Origin of the sequence: Candidatus Amarolinea dominans, from assembly GCA_016719785.1 — a bacterium.
GTDB classification, from domain to species: domain Bacteria; phylum Chloroflexota; class Anaerolineae; order SSC4; family Amarolineaceae; genus Amarolinea; species Amarolinea dominans.
On sequence record JADJYJ010000006.1, the window covers coordinates 16,688 to 34,741 of the forward strand.

Annotated in this window: 19 protein-coding genes; 2 read left to right on the plus strand and 17 right to left on the minus strand. The window is 61.1% G+C overall.

The window, feature by feature from the left end; genetic code table 11:
• Window positions 1-16 precede the first annotated feature (16 nt).
• The 15 genes from IPM84_08690 to IPM84_08760 form a co-directional block, all read right to left on the minus strand.
• A complete protein-coding gene (locus IPM84_08690; GenBank protein MBK9092838.1) occupies window positions 17-1,210 on the minus strand; it encodes a HAMP domain-containing histidine kinase in 1,194 nt (397 codons plus the stop codon).
• A 10-nt stretch (window positions 1,211-1,220) separates the two neighbouring features.
• A complete protein-coding gene (locus IPM84_08695) occupies window positions 1,221-1,736 on the minus strand; it encodes a GTP-binding protein (protein ID MBK9092839.1) in 516 nt (171 codons plus the stop codon).
• 136 nt (window positions 1,737-1,872) lie between these two features.
• On the minus strand, window positions 1,873-3,342 hold the full coding sequence (locus tag IPM84_08700; protein ID MBK9092840.1) for an SH3 domain-containing protein: 1,470 nt from the start codon (window positions 3,340-3,342) through the stop codon (window positions 1,873-1,875).
• Between the two features lie 26 nt (window positions 3,343-3,368).
• Window positions 3,369-3,764, minus strand: coding sequence for a hypothetical protein (locus tag IPM84_08705; protein ID MBK9092841.1), 396 nt, complete (start codon window positions 3,762-3,764; stop codon window positions 3,369-3,371).
• Window positions 3,765-3,817: 53 nt separating this feature from the next.
• Window positions 3,818-4,540, minus strand: coding sequence for a response regulator transcription factor (locus IPM84_08710; protein ID MBK9092842.1), 723 nt, complete (start codon window positions 4,538-4,540; stop codon window positions 3,818-3,820).
• Window positions 4,541-4,714: 174 nt separating this feature from the next.
• On the minus strand, window positions 4,715-5,818 hold the full coding sequence (locus IPM84_08715; GenBank protein ID MBK9092843.1) for an aminopeptidase: 1,104 nt from the start codon (window positions 5,816-5,818) through the stop codon (window positions 4,715-4,717).
• Between the two features lie 482 nt (window positions 5,819-6,300).
• Window positions 6,301-6,804, minus strand: coding sequence for a DsrE/DsrF/DrsH-like family protein (locus tag IPM84_08720; protein MBK9092844.1), 504 nt, complete (start codon window positions 6,802-6,804; stop codon window positions 6,301-6,303).
• A gap of 127 nt (window positions 6,805-6,931) precedes the next feature.
• Entirely contained in the window at window positions 6,932-7,252 is a 321-nt protein-coding gene (locus IPM84_08725; protein ID MBK9092845.1) for a TusE/DsrC/DsvC family sulfur relay protein, read from the minus strand.
• Between the two features lie 118 nt (window positions 7,253-7,370).
• Window positions 7,371-8,063, minus strand: a complete 693-nt coding sequence (locus IPM84_08730; protein ID MBK9092846.1) for a DUF1641 domain-containing protein — start codon at window positions 8,061-8,063, stop codon at window positions 7,371-7,373.
• A gap of 10 nt (window positions 8,064-8,073) precedes the next feature.
• Complete coding sequence (locus IPM84_08735; GenBank protein ID MBK9092847.1) at window positions 8,074-9,324, minus strand: NAD(P)/FAD-dependent oxidoreductase; 1,251 nt, start codon at window positions 9,322-9,324, stop codon at window positions 8,074-8,076.
• A 30-nt stretch (window positions 9,325-9,354) separates the two neighbouring features.
• Window positions 9,355-10,167, minus strand: a complete 813-nt coding sequence (locus IPM84_08740) for a PocR ligand-binding domain-containing protein (protein MBK9092848.1) — start codon at window positions 10,165-10,167, stop codon at window positions 9,355-9,357.
• Window positions 10,168-10,529: 362 nt separating this feature from the next.
• Window positions 10,530-11,090 carry a lysophospholipid acyltransferase family protein gene (locus IPM84_08745; GenBank protein MBK9092849.1) on the minus strand — a complete coding sequence of 187 codons (561 nt, stop codon included), beginning with the start codon at window positions 11,088-11,090 and terminating at the stop codon, window positions 10,530-10,532.
• A 153-nt stretch (window positions 11,091-11,243) separates the two neighbouring features.
• The gene (mgrA, locus tag IPM84_08750) at window positions 11,244-12,233 is read right to left on the minus strand and encodes an L-glyceraldehyde 3-phosphate reductase (protein ID MBK9092850.1); all 990 of its coding nucleotides are present in this window, start codon (window positions 12,231-12,233) and stop codon (window positions 11,244-11,246) included.
• A gap of 96 nt (window positions 12,234-12,329) precedes the next feature.
• A complete protein-coding gene (locus IPM84_08755; protein MBK9092851.1) occupies window positions 12,330-12,806 on the minus strand; it encodes a virulence RhuM family protein in 477 nt (158 codons plus the stop codon).
• 98 nt (window positions 12,807-12,904) lie between these two features.
• The gene (locus tag IPM84_08760; GenBank protein MBK9092852.1) at window positions 12,905-13,222 is read right to left on the minus strand and encodes a DUF2442 domain-containing protein; all 318 of its coding nucleotides are present in this window, start codon (window positions 13,220-13,222) and stop codon (window positions 12,905-12,907) included.
• A gap of 248 nt (window positions 13,223-13,470) precedes the next feature.
• Between IPM84_08760 and IPM84_08765 the strand changes: the two genes are divergently transcribed.
• Window positions 13,471-13,659: a DUF1059 domain-containing protein gene (locus tag IPM84_08765; protein ID MBK9092853.1), complete on the plus strand. Its 189-nt coding sequence runs from the start codon at window positions 13,471-13,473 to the stop codon at window positions 13,657-13,659.
• A gap of 191 nt (window positions 13,660-13,850) precedes the next feature.
• A complete protein-coding gene (locus tag IPM84_08770) occupies window positions 13,851-15,806 on the plus strand; it encodes a hypothetical protein (protein MBK9092854.1) in 1,956 nt (651 codons plus the stop codon).
• A 13-nt stretch (window positions 15,807-15,819) separates the two neighbouring features.
• Here the strand turns inward: IPM84_08770 and IPM84_08775 are convergent, their stop codons facing one another.
• On the minus strand, window positions 15,820-17,382 hold the full coding sequence (locus IPM84_08775; GenBank protein ID MBK9092855.1) for a glycosyltransferase: 1,563 nt from the start codon (window positions 17,380-17,382) through the stop codon (window positions 15,820-15,822).
• 207 nt (window positions 17,383-17,589) lie between these two features.
• Entirely contained in the window at window positions 17,590-18,030 is a 441-nt protein-coding gene (locus IPM84_08780) for a DUF3054 domain-containing protein (GenBank protein MBK9092856.1), read from the minus strand.
• Window positions 18,031-18,054: the final 24 nt, after the last annotated feature.

Sequence of the window (18,054 nt, forward strand, 5' to 3'; positions counted from 1 at the left end):
AAACGACCGCTGACGATCAGGTCGGTTCTTCGTCGGCGATGGGGAATGTCACAAAAAAGGTGCTGCCCTGACCCAATTGGCTCTGCAGCCAGATGTGGCCGCTGTGAAGTTCGACCAGACCGCGCGTGATGTGCAGGCCCAGCCCGGCGCCGGTTTCACCGGTCAGATGGGCATTTTCCCCGCGAAAGAAGCGATTGAAGATGCGCCCCTGGTCGCTCTCCGGAATGCCAACGCCATTGTCGCTGACAGCCATCTGCACAAATCCAGACTCTGCCGCCAGGGTCAGGCTGACAGTGATGCGGCCGTGGTGACCGGTGTACTTGACGGCATTGCCAAGCAGGTTGCCGATGATCTGGGTGGCGCGCGTGCGGTCACACAGAACCGGCGGTAAGTCCGGCGCAACGTCGAGAGTGAACTGCTGCTCCCTGGCTTCCATCTGCGGCATCATCTCGGTGGCAACTGCACGGACCAACCGCGACAAATGGGCCGGCACCAGAACCAACTCAACCCGGCCCGCTTCCAAACGCGTAGCGTCCAACAGATTGCTGGAGATGGACAGCAGGCGCTGCACGCCGCTTTCGACGATATGCAGAATTTCCGTTTGTTTGTCAGACACGACGCCGAACATGCCATCCAGGAGCATCTCGACGTAGCCGGTGATCGAAGCGAGCGGCGAACGCAGCTCATGCGCCGCGATGGAAACGAACATGGACTTCATCTCATCCAGCCGTTTCAGCTCGGCATTGACAGAAGCCAGGCTTTGGTTCTGATGCAGCAGCTGATCGCGCAGCAGACGTAACTCATTGCGCTGCTGCACCACGCGTTGGCCCAGTTCGCCCTTCGAGGTGCTGTCTTCCATGAGATGCACTACCCCCGTGATGCGCTGCTCGGCATCATGATGCGGCAGGTTGATCAGATTGAGATAGGTTGTGTGATCGGCGTCCGCGCCGCGATTCAGCCATGAAAGCTCGAACCGCGGCAGTTTTCCGGCCATAATAGCGGCCATCTCCCCCTCGCTGCCGATCAATTCTGGCACCAGGTCGTAAATGGATACGCCCACGCCGCTCTTGTCGGCGCATTCGAACAGCGCCGCAACGCCGCCGATCTGTTGCACCTGCAGTGCTGCGTTTGTGATGGCATAGGCCAGGCGGCGCTCTTGAAACAACAAGAGCGCCACCGTCACCGTCATGTTCAGATCATCATTGGTCATTTTGTGCTGCCTATGCCAGCAGGGCGCGACCCAAATGGCGAAAAACGGTTTCGACCTCATCACCGTTGCGCGCGCTGGTCAAATACCACTGAAAGTTATGCTCGGTGGCAAAGGCTTCGATCTGCGCTGCCGCCAGTTGACGTTGATCGAGCAGATCACGCTTGTTGCCGGCCAGCACGATGCGGGCATGCGGGCTGATGGAGCTGAGGTCACGCAGATAGGAGCGCAGGCTGTCCAGCGTCGAGGGTCGGGTCAAATCGCACACCAGGATGGCGCCAGCCGTGCCGCGCAGATAGCTGGCCCGCACACGATCGAATTCCTCGCTGCCGGCCAGGTCCCACAGCATCATGGTCATCTCGACCATGTCATCCTGGTGGGGCACCATGACGGTTTTGCGGCTGACTTTGACGCCGACCGTGCTGAGGTAGCGGTCGTCGAACAGGTCGTAGACAAAGCGGCGCACCAGGCTTGTCTTGCCGACGCCGAAATCGCCGAGAAGGCAGATCTTTTTGCTCACAGCTATCATGGTGATTGTTCCCAAATTCCTTTCAGAGAGTCTGCGGGGTCATGCCTTTCTGATGATTTTTCCCGTCAACTTCTTGACAAAGCGCAGGAGTTTTTTTGCCACGAATTACACGAAGACAAATAAGCGCACTTGCACATCATGGGGGAGATGCAGGGGTCAAGACGGGGACGCGCTCTGCCGCAGGCGCCTGGGATGATTCCTGGACTGTTGACCCAGCGCCGGTTGTGACGAAAACGAGCAGGTCGCCAAAAACCCAGCCGGGCAGCCCATCGGTTGAGCAACAAACGTAGTACCATGTGCGGGCGTCGTTGCGTCCGGTGATTTCCACACGCTGAGTCGTGCCGATGTTGCCGATGACCGCGTAGTCCAGGCCAGGCCCGCGGCGCAGATTCAAGCGCACCACGGTGGGCCTGGCGAACACAGGCGGCGTCGGCGTCGGCGTGACTATGGGCGTTGGCGTGGTCGTCGCTGTCGCCGTTGCTGTCGCCGTCGGTGTGTGAGTGGCCGTTGCGGTGGCCGTGGGCGACGGCGTCGGCGACGTGGTGGCCGTGGGCGGTGGCGTCGCCTCGACGTAGATCACGACCGGCTTCGATAGGTTGTTGGCCCACTGCACGACGCTGCGAGCCGCGAGACAGGTGAGCAGCAGACACAAGAACAGGCTGGCGGCCACCCCAATCAGGATGCGTTTCTGGCCGGCAGTCAGTCCCTGCGGCGCTGCCGGCGGCGATTCACGCCGGGCCAGCAGGTCGCGCATCTGCGCCTCCACGGCTGCCAACGGGGCAGGATTGCCATCGTAGTCACGCAGCACCGGTTCATACTGGTTCTGAGTGTCAATAATCAAGCCGCGCAGCGTGGCGCGAAACCCTGGCGGTTCGACGCCATCCACCACGACGGCCAGGTAGGCGTGCTGCGCCGCTTCGATCACAATGCGGCGCTCGCCATACTGAATCTCATCCAGTTCGTCTTCGCTATCGCCGCCGAAGGCATCCTGGGTAAAGTCGCGGATGGCCGTCAACATGCCGCTGATCACGTCCGAATCGCGTGTCTCGGCCGGTTGTGACGACACATACCAGAGCAGCAGACCGCTGGGTCGCTGAATGAGAAAGACCTCAGCCACGGCAAAGGGCAGCGCCTGGCGCAGCATCATTTCGCCTTCAGACACGCCGCCGAGACGCCCGCGCAGGCGCTGCCACACCGACTGTGGCGTCAATGACGTGCGCATCTGGGCATCCACGCTGCGCGCCAGATCACGAATCGCCTCGCTGACCGCGCGCACCACAACCTGCCCGATGATCGGATAGAGCGCCTCGACCATCTCCTCGCGTGCGTCACGGATTTTTTGGCGCAGAACGTCGCCCAACACCGGCATGAGGAGCGCAATGAGCGCGTCCTTGTCGGTGACCTGGCGCTCCAGGTCGGCTACCTGTGCGTGCAGGTCGTCGGTGCGCTGCCGGTCGCCGCGCAGGAGAATCTCGCGCAGAAGGTCAGCCGACGTATCCGCTGCCAGCTCTACTTCGTCAGGCGTCGAACTGCTGGCCTGCGCCGGTTCGGTGGGCGCGGATTCGCTCGACAGGTCACCAATGTCCTGCTCAGACCAAGCGGCCATCGCCGGCCGTGCTGACGGGGTTGGCATTACTCACTGGGCACGAGGCCCGTCAAGAGATCGGCCAATGAGCCACCCGTCTTCAGATGCGTACCCAGGTTGACGAAAAGCTCACCCAGGGAGAAACGATCCACCTTCTCGAACGACAGTGCCTGTGCGGTCTGGCGCAGCTCGGTGCGCAGATCGTCATCACCCTGACGCAGGTCGCGACGCACGGCCTGCAGGCGCTTGTTTTGTTCTGCGTCCTGTTCCGTCAACTCTTCATGCATACGGTCAAGTTCCTGCTGCAGCCGTTCCACATCGCGCTGCAGAGACTGAAAGCGCTGTTCGTACTCGCGAATTTGGGGGCCGAAGATGATGTCGCGGATACGATCTGCTTCTTGGGGGGTACTGGCGGCGGTCGGCTGGCTTGCTTTCTGCGTCATGAGATTCTCCCGTGGCTAAGATAAAGTATGGACACCGAATCTAACGAAAACGATTACGCGGAGGTGTGCGTTTGCAGGAAACTGTAGCCCTGCCCGCGATCGGTCACAATGTACATTGGCTTGGTGGGATTGGCTTCGATCTTCTGGCGTAAGCGATAGATATGCACACGCAGGGTGTCTTCGAAGACTTCGTCCAGCGGCCACAAGCGGCGCAGGAGAAAATCGGTGGAGACCGTGTGCCCGGCGTTGCGCATCAGGATGAAGAGGAGCTTGGTTTCTGTTGGGGTCAGGCTGTTGACCTGGTTCTCGACTGTGACCTGTTGATGAGCGAAATCAATCGCCAGGCGCTCATCAATGCGAATGAGGGGATCGAGCGCATAGGCGAAATCACCGATGCGTCGCAGCACGCGTTCGACGCGCGCCACCAGTTCGCGCGGGCTGAAGGGCTTGGTGACGTAGTCTTCGGCAAAATACTGAATGCCGCGGATGATCGTTTCTTCTTCATCCACGGCGGTCAACAGGATCACCGGAAAATCGGTGAACTGCTGCACGGCCTTGCAGAACTCGAAGCCATTCATGCCCGGCATGTTGATGTCAACGATGGCAAGATGAGGCAACCCGCGTTGGGCAATGACCTCAAGTGCAGACTGTCCTGAGGTTGCCGCGACCACTTCGTAGCCGGCATACTCCAGGCGGTCCTTGACCAGGCGCAGAATGGCCGGATCATCATCAACGACCAGGATGCGTTGCGTGCGGTCGAGTGAACGCTCTTCCATGATGGTTCCTTCAGCGGTCTTCCTTCAGCGGTCTTGCTTCAGCGGCCCTGCTTCGGCGACCTTCTCTGAGCGTATGTGCGCAGCCCGGTAACCAAACAGGCCAACATATCATCATTTTAACATGTCAACCCCAGTTGGGCAATTCACTTCCGAAGGCCGCGCCCGCCATTTTTCTCACACCTGGAACTCACCGTTCTTGTAGAAGAGATCGCCGTCCACCCAGATTTCGCTTTGCTGGCGCATGTCGCAGATGAAATCCCAGTGGATGGCCGAGATGTTGCGGCTGCCCGCCTCGGGAAATCCGCGCCCTACGGCCATGTGCATGGTGCCGCCGATCTTCTCATCGTAGAGGATGCTCTTGGTGAAGCGTTTGATGCGGTAATTGGTGCCGATGGCCCACTCGCCCAGGAAGCGGGCGCCGGCGTCGGCGTCGAGCTGACTGAGCAGAAAGGCTTCGTTTTTGCGCGCTGTCGCCTTGACGATCTTCCCCTGTTCGAAGTAGAACTCCACATCCTCCACCTCGCGCCCCTCGCGAATGGCGGGGTAGGAAAAACGCACCCAGCCGTTGACCGAATCCTCGACCGGGCTGGTGAAAAGTTCACCGGCCGGCATGTTGTGGCGGCCGTAGTCGTTGATGAAATCGCGGCCGGCGATGGACAGAGTCATCTCTGCGTTCGCGCCTTTGATCACTATCTGCTGGCGACCCCTGAGCCATTCAACCCAGTGTTGCTGGCGGTTGAACACCTCACGCCAGGCCTGCACGGGGTCGGTCTGGTCGGCGAAGGTGGTGCTGTAGACGAAATCCTCATACTCATCCAGGCTCATGTCGGCCTCTTGGGCCAGGGCCGGGCAGGGGTATTGGGTGCCAACCCAGCGCAGGGAGCCATCGGCCGAGCGCTGCATGTAGGTTCCCATCAGCTCACGCCGCGCCCGCTGCTGTAACTGCTGTCGCAGGGGATCCACCCCACTGAGCGCGCGCGTATTGTCAGTGGCGCCGAGCACGATCAGGGCATCGGCATTTTCCAGGGTCATGCGCTCCATGGGCGAGATCCATTCGAGCTGCGCGTCGTTGGCCCCGCGCAGCAGGATTTCGCCCAACTGGCTGTCGCTGAGGACCGCGGTGGGGTTGCCGCCGGCACGCAAGATGCGCCGCGTCACGGCGTGCAACAGCGGCAAGGCCAGGATGTGACTGCGTACAACCACCCAGTCTCCCGGCTGCACGTCAATCGAAAAGTCTACCAGGATCTCGGCCAGTTTCTCGACTCGCGGATCTGCCATGCTTGTGTCTCGCTTTCGTCTTATGGAGTGGAGAGGAGTCTACACGGGAAAGGGGTTTCGTGTCAAATGGCGCTGCGAACCGAGAGACCGGGTGCGAGCGGCCTCACCTCAACCCCCGGCCCCTTCTCCTCTCCGCACAACGGAGAGGAGAAGGGGGGAAGAGGGCGGCCTCACCTCAACCCCCGGCCCTTTCTCCTCTCCGCACAACGGAGAGGAGAAGGGGGGAAGAAGGCGGCCTCACCTCAACCCCCGGCCCTTTCTCCTCTCCGCACAACGGAGAGGAGAAGGGGGGAAGAGGGCGGCCTCACCTCAACCCCCGGCCCCTTCTCCTCTCCGCACAACGGAGAGGAGAAGGGGGGAAGAGGGCGGCCTCACCTCAACCCCCGGCCCCTTCTCCTCTCCGCACAACGGAGAGGAGAAGGGGGGAAGAGGGCGGAACGGGGTTGGCGGGGATGTTGTTTTCAGGTCAGGTCAGCGTCGGGTCAGATGAAGATGATCTGTGCGCCTTCGGTCATGTCCATGAAGTCGCTGGCGGTGACGATGTCAATCACGCCATCCACGAAATCTTCTTTTTTCAGCCCCATCATGTCCACCGACATCTTGCAGGCGTAGAGCTTGGCGCCGCCATCCACGAGCATCTGCAAGTATTCGCCCACCGGCGGCGCGCCGACTCCGGCGATCTTCTTCTTCATGATGCTCGTGGCAAAGGCGGTCATGCCGGGCAGCATACCAAGAATGTTGGGAATGCCCAGGTTGCCGGTCTTGAGGCCCATCATGCTCATCTTCATGCTGGTCTTGCCCACCGGGGCCAGTTCCAGCCGGCCCTGCCGGCTCTTGGTAATCATATCCATCCCCCAGAAGGTGAAGAAGATGGTGACATCAATGCCGTTGCCCAAGGCGGCCCAGCCCATGACGAGGGCCGGGTAAGCCATGTCGAGATCGCCCTTAGAACAAATAAACGCTACTTTACGAGTTTCGTCAGCCATGGTAAATTCTCCTTGATTTTCAGTCACGTGAGTAATGCAGTCCCTGATTTTTAGCCACGAATTTCACGAATTGACACGAAGAGTCCCTGAAATTCGTGCTGATCGGTGAAATCCTTGATTTTGCTTTTCAGACGCAGCCCTCAGGCTTGCCCAGGCCGGCGATGCGCGCCACCTTCTTGGCCGGGCCTTTGGGAAACAGGGCGAACAGTTCCTTGGTGGAAACGCCGGTGCCCGTGGTGATCTGGCGCAGCGTGGGCGACTTGCCGCCCAGCTTGGCGGCGCTCTCACGGCAGAAGTCAATCACCTTCCAATGGGCCGCCGTCAGATCGGCAAACCCCTCTTCAACCGCAATCGCGAGCGCAATCTCCTTGTTCCATTCGGCGGAGTTGGTCATGAATCCTTCATCGTTGACCTGGACGGTCTTACCAGCAATGGTACGCGTCGCCATACATCTTTCTCCTTTGTCTCTTTGCACACGTGGTGCGCATGAATTCACTCTGGCCGGTTCTCGACCGGGCCGTTTTTCTGCATTCGAATACTTCTGCGAGGTCGCAGATGCCTGATGTTCAATTGACGCTCTGTCCTGCCGGGGACATCTGCTGACCCAGGCTGTGCAGTACCCGCATCGTCAGGGCCAGGCCCCGGCGCACGTTGGGGTCGCGCATCTGACCGAACAGCGAACGGTAGGAAATGCTCACCTCCGCGGCGCTCTCGCTCTCGATGGACGAGACCATGTTGCGGGCGAAGTTCATCACCTCGGGCTGGGTCATCTCTTTGATCGTCCGCAGGATGAGCACGACGTTGTTGCCCAACTGACGCACGTCGTCCTCGCCAAACGAGGTCACGATGTTGTCCATAATCTGCCAGCCGCCCTTGGCAAAGGTGAAATAGCCCTTCCGCTCCAGCGTGGCTAACTCGGTGACGGCCCGGCCGAACGCGGCATCGCTCAGAGGCACGATCGTTTCCGCCAGGTCCATCACGCTTTCCAGTTGGTCGAGCATCTTCTCGATGTTGCGCCCATTGCGCGCCAAGCGCTTGACCAGGCGCAGCAGGTCGTCCAGGCTGACATACTGCTCGACTTCCTCCAACTGCTCGACCGTCAGCCGGTAGACATCATTGACGATCGGCGTCAGATCGCGCATCAGCTCAGTGCGCGACTCGCGCTCACGTTCTGCGCGTTGGGTTTGTTCGGTCAGATAGGCCACCTGGTTCGTCAGGCGGTCCAGTTTTTCGTTCAATGCAAGCAAAGCCTGATCCATGCCGCCCTCCTCAGTTGGACGCGCCGTTGCCGTCCCACTTACCCGCCATGCTCATGCGCGCCGGCAGGGGCAAAGGCTGCCCCTTGAGCAGCAGGTTCCAGTACATCCAGCGGAACATCACCTTGCCCCAGTGGTTCATCTCCGATTCCTGCAGGAGCGAGAAGGGGCCAATCCCGGGCAGCGGGTACTTGCCAGGCAACGGTTCCACATCGTAGTTGAAGTCAATCAGCAGCCCCTTGCCAAAGCCGGATTCGATGAAACAGTTGGCGTGACCATCGAACGTGGGCAGCAGCTCCAAGCCGTCTACATAACGCACGAAGTTCTCGGTGAAGACCTCTACCGCGAAGTGAGCCACGGACCCGGCCTTGGACGCCGGCACGTTCGTGGCATCGCCGAGAGCAAAGATGTTGGGGTAGGCATCGGCCAGGAAGGTGTGTTTGTTGACCGGCACGTAATTCAGATCATCCCCCAGGCCAGAGCGAGCAACGACATCGCTGCCCATGTTGAGTGGAATACTGACCAGAAGATCATAGTTCACCTCCTGCTCGTCGTAGGCGACAATCTTCTTGGCATCGGTGTCCACATGCTCGATCAGAAAATCGGGCACGACCTTGATGCCCTTCTGCTCCAGGATGTCGCCCAGGTATTTGGATGCAACCGGCTTGGTGAATGCGCCCGGCAGCGGCGTGACCAGGGTCAATTCCACGCGGTCGCGCAATTTGTGCTCGTGGAAGAACCAATCGGCCAGCATGATGAACTCCAGCGGCGCCACAGGGCATTTGATCGGGTTATCCACGATGTTGAGGACCAGACGGCCGCCCGGCCAGTTGCGCAGGAAGCGCGCCAGGGCCACGGCGCCATCCACCGTGTAGAAGTCGTGGATGGACTTGTGCCATTCATCCTCGTGCAGGCCCGGTGTCTGCTCCGGACGAATGTTGGTGCCGGTCGCGATGATCAGGAAATCGTAGTTCAGATAGCGATTGTCCCTGCTGATACGCACCCGGTTGTGCTCTGGCTCGATCAGCTCGATGGGCGAGATAATCATCTCCACGTTGCTCGGGATGAAATCACGCTTGGGCTTGATCACATCGCTCTTGCTGTACATGCCAAACGGGATAAAGAGGAAGCCCGGCTGGTAGTAGTGGGTTTCGTTTTGATCCACAATGGTGATCTTCCACTCGTCGGGGTCCAGCTCACGGCTCAGTTTGTTGGCGGCCATGGTGCCGGCGGTGCCGGCGCCGAGAATGAGTAGTTTCTTCATAGCTCTGCAAATCTCCTCAAGCCAGGGGGCTTATAGGGCGCACAGCGCGCCGATGGCCTGCAAACGGCCGGTGAGCGCCTGGCGGTCTTCAAGGATATGGGAAAAGACATCGGCGATGCGCTGTACAAATTCCAGCGTACGCTCCTGGGCGGGGCGATCCAGGCGATAGACATCGTTCACGTTGGCGGTGATGGAGGCCGGTTCCACATCCAGGCTGGCGGCCAGGGCATTGATTTCCTGGGGCGTGGGCGGCCAGGGCGAGGGCGCAATGCCGCCGATGAAAACCATGCCTTTGAGTTCGTTGCCGGCGCGAATCAGGCCGCGGGCGCAGAGGAGTCCCAGTTCACTGGCCGAAAACTTGGGCTGCAGCGTGGGCGTGCCGGCCAGGTGTTGCCAGGTGCGCACACAGTGCGCCACCCCTTCGGCGTCCTGGATGACTGCGCGGTAGAGGCCGCACGCGTTGCTGACCTGGGTGATGGGCTGGCCCTGCATGTCGGTGATGACCATCATCACGCCCAGGGCTTCGGCGAAGGTGTCCTGGATCATCTGCGCGCAGGCCAGCGGCAGCAGATCGGCCAGGCCCGCCTGGTGATTGTGGCGGCCGGTGGTGGGCAGGGGCGCCGCCGGGTCGGGTGGCGTGGGGATGACGGCCAGCGTCTGGCGATTGGGCACGCCGGCCCGGGGCGCTTTGTGCAAGAGGTGGTCAATGTCCGTCTGCGCAAAACGCCACTGCTTGCCCACACGCACCGCGGGCAGTTGCCCATTCTCAACAAAGCGGTAGATCGTGGTGCGATCCAAGTGCAGCATCTCTTGTACTTGCCTGGTGGTCAGCAGGTCGGCCATGCGCTTGCTCCATATTTCACAATATGAGGCAAGAATACCGCAAGTTCGTTTTGATGTACATGACGCAAATCATACGCATCGAAAGCAGATCAAAGGCTATTCATGGAACTGTTCTTGAGGTATTCGCTGTATCTGATGCATCTGTAGCGTGGTGTTCGTGGGGCGCGGCCATGCCTGGAGAGGGACGCCTCGAACTGAAGTTCAGGCTGTTATGGGGGAGGAGTGCGGTGGCTTGAGCGGCGGCGCTGTGGCGCGGAGTGGGGTATTAGCGCGGGCGCGAATTGAGTCGGCAGAAACGTCGGCCAGTATGAACGCTGTAGATTGTTACTGGAAAACTGCTGCGACAGGGATGGGCGCCGGCCCTACTTCAGCGCAATCTGTGCCGTTTCGTGGGGATACTTGCCGGTAGCAGAGCTGAAGTAGGTGCGAATTTGCGCCATGTCGGCGTCTATGTCGCCGCTGGGCGTTATCACCGGGCCAAAGCCCACAACCTTACGGCCGTAATCCATGGATACGAGGGCCAACGGCACTTGGGCGCCGCGGGCAATGTAGTAGAACCCGCTCTTCCACGTCTGCAGCTTCTTGCGCGAGCCTTCGGGTGGAACGACCAAGATCAATTTATCGCGACGATTGAAAACGTCTACCAACTGGGCCACCAGGCCATTGGCTTGGCGGCGGTCCACTGGAATTCCGCCCAGCCAGCGAAACAGGCGACCGAAGGGCTGGCGAAACAGGGTATGTTTGCCCAACCAGTGCGCCTCCAACTGCACGGTGAAGACGACGCCCAGCATCACCAGGAAATCCCAGTTGGACGTGTGCGGTGCACCCACAATGACATATTTGGCTAGCGCGGGGGGGCGTCCCTCGACCCGCCAACCGGCCCTGTGCATGAAAAATGTCGCCGGACGCGCCAACGATTTCATCAAGAACGAATTCCCATACAAAGTTCGCTGCATTGCGTGATCTCCCTCTTATGTAATTTGGTCAGTATAACACGCACCCGCTCACCCTACAAGTTTGTGTGTCACCAACCGGCAAGCCGGCAAGACACGGGTTGAATTCTAAACTCATTCGTGTTACAGCAGTGATTCGATCTGCGCCAGCTCTGTTTCGCTGAACGTGAGGTTGTCGAGCGCGGCCACGGCCTCTTCGATCTGACGGACCTTGCTGGCGCCGATCAGGGCCGAGGTCATCTGCGAGTGACGCAGCACCCACGCGATCGCCATTTGGGCCATGCTCTGCCCGCGTGCCTGAGCTAGTTTGTTTAGTTGGCGCACCGTGGCCACGCGCGCCGCGCTGACGGTGTCGCCCCAATTGAAGCGGCCGCTGAGCTTTTCCGCACGCGAACCGTCGGGGATGTCCCGCAGGTATTTGTCGGTCAAAATGCCCTGATCCAGCGGCGAAAAGGCGATGCAGCCGATACCTTCGTCCGCCAGCGCGTCCAGCAGGCCATCCTCGATCCAGCGGTCGAACATGTTGTAGCGCGGCTGGTGGATCAGGCAGGGGGTGCCCAGACTGCGCAGGATGCCGGCGGCTTGACGGGTCTGTTCTGGGCTGTAGGTGGAGATGCCGGCATAGAGGGCGCGGCCGCTGCGCACGATAAAGTCGAGCGCGCCCATCGTCTCCTCCAGGGGCGTGTTGGGATCGGGCCGGTGGCTGTAGAAAATGTCCACGTAATCCAAGCCCATGCGTTCGAGGCTCTGATCCAGGCTGGCGACCAGGTATTTGCGTGAACCCCATTCGCCGTAAGGGCCGGGCCACATGAGATAGCCGGCCTTGCTGGAAATGACCAACTCGTCGCGGTAGGGGGCCAGGTCTTGGGCCAGGATGCGGCCAAAAGTCTCCTCCGCGGAGCCGGGCGGCGGGCCATAGTTGTTAGCCAGATCGAAGTGGGTGATGCCCAGGTCGAAGGCGCGATGGATCATGTCCCGGCCGTTTTCGATGGAGTCAACGCCACCGAAGTTGTACCACAGGCCCAGCGAGACCGCGGGCAGCAGCAGGCCGCTGCGGCCACAGCGGCGGTAAGTCATCGAATCGTAACGGGTGCTAGCAGGTAGGTAGGTCATTGTTTGTTTCCATCTCTCTTACCAGACGAGCCGTTCGTTTTCAGCATCGTCAGTTTCATCGCCCAGGCAAGGCGAGGCATCAAAAACAGGTGCTCATTAGTCAGTGACCAGGGCGTGCGCGGTCAGCGTGCGTGCCAGCAACCCCACGGCCTGTTTGAGGTCTTCGATCCCACGCTCCCGCAGGCTACGCTCGTGGAGTGTGTAACCGCGAATCAGATGTTCCTTCAGGGTGCGCGTGGCCCAGATACGGAACTGGGTACCGCGTTTGGAATTCACGCGATAGCCAACGGAAAGGATGGCGTCAAGGTTGAAATACTCAACCTGGTAGGTTTTTCCATCCGCTGCAGTTGTTGCAATTTTTGCAACAACTGCCTCTCGCTCAAGCTCTCCAGTGAAATAGACATTGTGCAAATGCCGCGAAATCACCGACTTGTCCCGCGCGAAAAGGTCAGCAATCTGGTTCAATGAAAGCCAAACGGTCTCCTGTTCCAGGCGCACGTCAATCTGAACATCTCCCTCGGGCGACTGGAAGAGAACAACCTCGCCGCCCGGCGCCGTAGTTTGTTGCGTCATTTCACGCCTCTCCGTTGATCTCGGCTCACTGTTCGCACTCCTCCAAGAACCGCGCGGCCTCTCGCACCCGTTCGTGCTATCTCTCTTTGGCGCCGTTGTCAGATCGGCACGGAACGCGCCCATAGCGTCTCCGGCGCGATGTCAATGTTTCCCGGCCAGGTCACCGTTCCATAGTGGATGGACGCCTTGAAAAAAATCGGGGAATTGCGGAGTCTGTCGAATGGCTTTCTATCGAGAAACGGATTCATATCGAACAGTCGTTTCTCATCATTCTCGAAAACAAGCTCCAGGGTATAATCATCGTGAGCCTTGACGCTGATGATGTCGAGCAATTCTCCGACCGGTTCGGCGTCAACATCGGTGTCAACGTAATCATCGTGAGTCTGTACCGAGACGATATCGAGTAAAGTATCCATATCGCGATTTTACCGCGATTGGACAAAAACTCCAACATTTTCGTGCCAGACCCCAGGCCGGAAGCCGGTTGACAGCGGTCAACCTGGCTGCTAGAAGAGGCACTGCGCACGGCGGTGGAATGGTATCAGACATATGGCTATGCAACGCACATTGTGCTACAATAGGCCAGCCATGGTCCAACACATGGTGTCGTTGTTTCTTGGTTTTCCCTTGCAGGGAAGATCGCACTGTCAGCAGGAGGTTCAAGATGCTCGAGCTTGCTTGTCGTGATTTGGGAATGGATTGTGATCATGTCGTACATGGCGAATCTGTGCCAGAAGTAAAACAGAAAGCCATGGTCCACGCCGCCGAAGTGCATGCGGAGATACTCAAGACGATGTCGTCACCAGAACAGCTTGCCGACATGGATAAGCTGATCGAAGCGAAGATCAGATAGCACCCTGACAAGTCTGAGAAAAGCACAAACGAGGCAGTCCAGGGACTGCCTCGTTTGTTGCCGCAAGGGCGCCTGCAGCGCCAAAGCTATCGTGGCGCCAGGTTTTTTTGACGCCGGTCGCGGGGGGCGCTACCATTGCGCCAGGAGCGTCGCTTCACTGTGACCCACATCAGCTGTACACCGAGCACGATATGACCAGTCAATTCTTGCGGAAGGCGCCGCTCAGCACCCTCCTGACCGTTCTGCTTCTCATCTCTTCGTTCCCCGCTTCGCTTGCCCAGGCTGATCCCGCGCCGGTCACTTCTGGCGCCTGGCAGTGCTGGAACCCCAACCAGGTCAACCCCTGCCGCCATCACCTGGCGGATGTCGCCCTCCTCCCCACCGGCGAAGGCTGGGCCGTGGGCGGGATGCCCGGTCATGGCACGATCTTCCATTGGATGGAGCATGACGGCGCCTGGCAGGAGGCGCCCAACCCGGCCAGCACCGGCCTGGCCGCGGTGGATGCGCTCTCGCCCGCCGATGCCTGGGCCGTCAGTGACCTGGGCGACATGCTGCACTGGGATGGGCAAGCCTGGACCCAGCAGCGCCCCTTCACCACACTGCGCCTGACCGCGGTCAGCATGGTGGCAAGCGACGATGTCTGGGCCGTGGGCTATGTTTTCTGGCAACGCTACTGGGCGCTGATGGCGCATTGGGATGGCAGCGCCTGGACCGACATCACGGTGGCCGGCGTCAACCAGCGGCTGAGCGCGGTGGACATGCTGACCACCGCTGACGGCTGGGCTGTCGGCGCGCAGGGCGTCATCGTGCGCTGGAACGGCGGCGCTTGGGCGTCGGTTGCCAGTCCCACCACGGCCTGGCTGAAAGGGGTGGACATGGTGACGCCCAATGATGTTTGGGCGGTCGGCGCCGAAGGAACCATTTTGCACTGGAACGGCAGCCAGTGGACGCCGGTTGCCAGCTCCACGACCGCCGATTTGACCTCCGTGTCCATGCTGAGCGCCACGGACGGCTGGGCGGTGGGCGGCGGCGGCGTCATGCTGCACTGGAATGGCAGCGCCTGGCAGGCGATGACCGGGCCGACGACGGGCGGTCTGCTGGCGGTGGACCTGCTGCCCGGCGCGGTGGGTTGGGCCGTGGGCAGCGGCGGAACCCGCTTGCAATGGGACGGCAACACCTGGACAGCGCCGGATGGCGAGATGCGCGTGGATCATCTGCGGGCGGTACACATGCGCACGGGTCAAGATGGTTGGGCCGTGGGCGACAACGGCGCGATCCTGCACTGGGATGGGATCACCTGGACGCGCGTGGCTGCGCCCACAACCGCAGGGCTGCGCGCAGTCCACGCGCTGGCGGCCAACGCGGGTTGGGCCGTGGGCGACGCGGTGACGATTCTACGCTGGAATGGCGCCGCGTGGACGCAGGTTCCCGCGCCGACCAGCAAGCAACTGAACGCCATCGCCATGCTCTCTGAGAGCGACGGTTGGGCGGTGGGCGCAGAGGGGACCATTCTGCATTGGGATGGTCAGATCTGGGCCTCGGTTGCCAGCCCCGACAACCATTCTTTGTTCGCGCTGGACATGGTCAGCGCGAGCGCGGGCTGGGCGGTGGGCGCGCAGAGCACCGCTCTGCAATGGGACGGCAGCGCCTGGCAGATGCTGCTTCCGCCCGCCGCCGAAGACCTGCTCAGCCTGGATATGCTCAGCGCCGCGGATGGCTGGACCGTTGGTCGCCATCTGACCGTCGCGCATTGGGACGCGACCCGCTGGACGCAGGTGGTCAATCCCGCCAATCTCGACCTCGTTGCCGTGCGCATGATATCGGCCACGGATGGTTGGGCGGTCGGCAACTGGGTTGGCGCCAATCAGTTCTTCCACTGGAACGGCAGTGGATGGACCGAAGCGCCCACCCCCTCCAGTTGGATCATCACGGCGCTGGACATGGTCTCGGCCACGAATGGTTGGGCTGTCGGTGAAAACGGCGCCCTGCTGCGCTACATCCCGCCGCCCGCGCCCGTCTCTTTTCTGCCGTTCGTTCCGGCTGTCAGCGCGACAAGCGTTCCCGTAGGTCCGGCCTCCTGGCCGGACGACGTTCGACGAGGGAAGCAAGCTCTGGGGCCGAGGGGTGTCGTCACGCCGGAGGCGTGACCTACGGTGGGGGTCAATCGGCGTGCCAGGCGCGGTGGACAAGCGGGCGCCGCGGCCGACGATGAATGCGGCCAGCCTGCCATATCCCCACGGCCGCGGTGCTGCCAAAGGCCAATGCGTACAACGCCAGGAAGGGCGCCGCGCCCAGGTTGTGGCGCAGCACGGCCACGACGACGGCCGTCAGCGCGTAGAGTGCCAGCACGATCTCACCCACGGTCGTCCAGTCGAGATGCAGCGCGTAGGCGCTGTCTGTCCACGCATCGGCCTGCTGCTTGACATGAAATTTGGGCGTGCGCTGAAAAGCGCCGCCGCGACCGGTCAGCCCTTCGATGGCGGCCTGCGTGCAGTTGAGCGTCAGGCCGATGCCCAACAGCATCAAGCCGGGAAAATAGGCGAAGCGACGTAACCAGCCCCCGGACTGATCGGCGTAGAGATGACGCTGCGCCAGGGCGAAGAGCAGCGGCGGCCCCAGGCTGGCTAACCCGAACACCCCCAGCGTGGCCTGCGTGGTCTGACCCAGCCACAGCATCGGCAGCGACAAGAGCAGCACCAGCAGCATCAGGGGATGCACCAGGTAGCCGCTCAAATGCAGCAGACCCAGCAACCGTATTTTGTAGGAAAGCGAGGCCGGCTGTCCGCCGGGCGCGGTGAGGCTGGCGCCTTGCGCCACGCGCCGCCCCAACTTGCGCAGTGTCTGCACGGAGCCTTTGGCCCAGCGGAACTGTTGGCGCTTGAAGGCCAGCAGTTGCGGCGGCAGCTCCGCGGGCACGGCAATGTCGGGCCGGTAGACCCCGCGCCAGCCCTGCAACTGAGCGCGGTAGCTCAGATCCAGGTCTTCGCACAGGGTGTCGGCCTGCCAACCGCCGGCCGCCTCGATGCAGGCGCGCCGCCAGATGCCGGCCGTGCCGTTGAAGCTGATGAACGCGCCGAGCTGTTGCCGCGCCGTTTGCTCGATGACGAAGTGACCGTCCAGCGCCAGCGCCTGCGCGCCCGTCAGGCCCGAATAAGTGGCGTTGAGATGCGCCCAGCGCGTTTGCACAAAGCCCAGGTGAGGATCGGCCAGCAGGAAGGGCAGCGTTCGTTTGAGAAAATCGGGGGTTGGCACAAAGTCGGCGTCGAAGATGGCGACAAAATCAGCCTCAGTCTGCTCCAGGCCCGCGGCCAGGGCGCCGGCCTTGTAACCGCGGCGATCGTCGCGGTGCAGATATTCCACCTGCAGCCCGCGGGCCTGCAGGCGGCGCACCTCGGTCTGCAACAGAGACGTTGTGTCGTCGGTCGAGTCGTCCAGCACCTGGATGTGCAGCGCGTGATGCGGGTAGTCCAGGCTGGCCACGGCCGCCAGCAGCCGACGCCCGACATGCCGTTCATTGAAGATCGGCAGTTGTACCGTGACGGTCGGCCACGAAGCCGGGGCGGCCGGGGTTGGTTGCGTTCGCGCACGGCGCCCAAAAACCAGGCTGAAGAACAGCGCTTGCAGGCTGTAGAGCGACAGCCACACCACGGCGACCGTGTACAGCACCGTGAGTCCGCGCACAAGAAAAACGGTCATGATGTCAATCAAACGAACCTCGGACAAGAATAGACCTTATCGGGAATAAGCCGAGTTGTAGTCCGAGCCACAACCAGTAGTTTCTCTTGACGATTTGACTACTGCGTGTAGTGGCGCGCCGTTATTCCCGATAAGGTCTAATAAGTGCGACGCACAACTCATGCGTCGCACCCGGATGCAAAATTTGGATTCAGATAGCGAGACACGACCCCGTTGGTGGCGCCTCTGTTGACGTCACGCGAGACGCGAGCGGTTCCACCAGGCAAACAACGTGCGCCAGCCCACGAGCATCGGCGCCACCATGCCGAACGTGACCAGGGCAAAGGTGGGAATGATCTCCCGCTGCAGCCAGGCCGAGCGGATGTAAAGGCCCAGGACACAGGCCGCAATCCAGACAATCAACGTTTGCATAGCCATGGGCAGCGGCTGCGTCAACAGGCCGGGCCGGTAAGCGCCCAGCAGCGGGGCCACCGCCAACCAGGCCACCAGGAACGGCGCCGCGGTCTCTACAATCGCCAGCAGCGGCAGCGGTTCTGCATGGGTGGCGCGTCCCCACGCCGCAAATAACAAGAACATCAAAACATCGCCCACAACCAGCGCAACCAGCAGGCTTCTCGCCGGCGCCGTCGCCGTCGCGCCCACCTTCGCTTGTCGTTCAACCGCCGCCTGTTTCACAGATTCCCCTTCACCCTTCCTCAT

Coding starts and splice junctions, on each gene's coding strand:
- IPM84_08690 (MBK9092838.1), bottom strand. CDS start 1,210: ATGACCAATGATGATCTGAACATGACGGTGACGGTGGCGCTCTTGTTG.
- IPM84_08770 (MBK9092854.1), top strand. CDS start 13,851: ATGACCAGTCAATTCTTGCGGAAGGCGCCGCTCAGCACCCTCCTGACC.
- IPM84_08740 (MBK9092848.1), bottom strand. CDS start 10,167: ATGGCCGACCTGCTGACCACCAGGCAAGTACAAGAGATGCTGCACTTG.
- IPM84_08730 (MBK9092846.1), bottom strand. CDS start 8,063: ATGGATCAGGCTTTGCTTGCATTGAACGAAAAACTGGACCGCCTGACG.
- IPM84_08765 (MBK9092853.1), top strand. CDS start 13,471: ATGCTCGAGCTTGCTTGTCGTGATTTGGGAATGGATTGTGATCATGTC.
- IPM84_08760 (MBK9092852.1), bottom strand. CDS start 13,222: ATGGATACTTTACTCGATATCGTCTCGGTACAGACTCACGATGATTAC.
- IPM84_08700 (MBK9092840.1), bottom strand. CDS start 3,342: ATGGCCGCTTGGTCTGAGCAGGACATTGGTGACCTGTCGAGCGAATCC.
- IPM84_08720 (MBK9092844.1), bottom strand. CDS start 6,804: ATGGCTGACGAAACTCGTAAAGTAGCGTTTATTTGTTCTAAGGGCGAT.
- IPM84_08745 (MBK9092849.1), bottom strand. CDS start 11,090: ATGAAATCGTTGGCGCGTCCGGCGACATTTTTCATGCACAGGGCCGGT.
- IPM84_08710 (MBK9092842.1), bottom strand. CDS start 4,540: ATGGAAGAGCGTTCACTCGACCGCACGCAACGCATCCTGGTCGTTGAT.
- IPM84_08755 (MBK9092851.1), bottom strand. CDS start 12,806: ATGACGCAACAAACTACGGCGCCGGGCGGCGAGGTTGTTCTCTTCCAG.
- IPM84_08735 (MBK9092847.1), bottom strand. CDS start 9,324: ATGAAGAAACTACTCATTCTCGGCGCCGGCACCGCCGGCACCATGGCC.
- IPM84_08725 (MBK9092845.1), bottom strand. CDS start 7,252: ATGGCGACGCGTACCATTGCTGGTAAGACCGTCCAGGTCAACGATGAA.
- IPM84_08715 (MBK9092843.1), bottom strand. CDS start 5,818: ATGGCAGATCCGCGAGTCGAGAAACTGGCCGAGATCCTGGTAGACTTT.
- IPM84_08705 (MBK9092841.1), bottom strand. CDS start 3,764: ATGACGCAGAAAGCAAGCCAGCCGACCGCCGCCAGTACCCCCCAAGAA.
- IPM84_08695 (MBK9092839.1), bottom strand. CDS start 1,736: ATGATAGCTGTGAGCAAAAAGATCTGCCTTCTCGGCGATTTCGGCGTC.
- mgrA (MBK9092850.1), bottom strand. CDS start 12,233: ATGACCTACCTACCTGCTAGCACCCGTTACGATTCGATGACTTACCGC.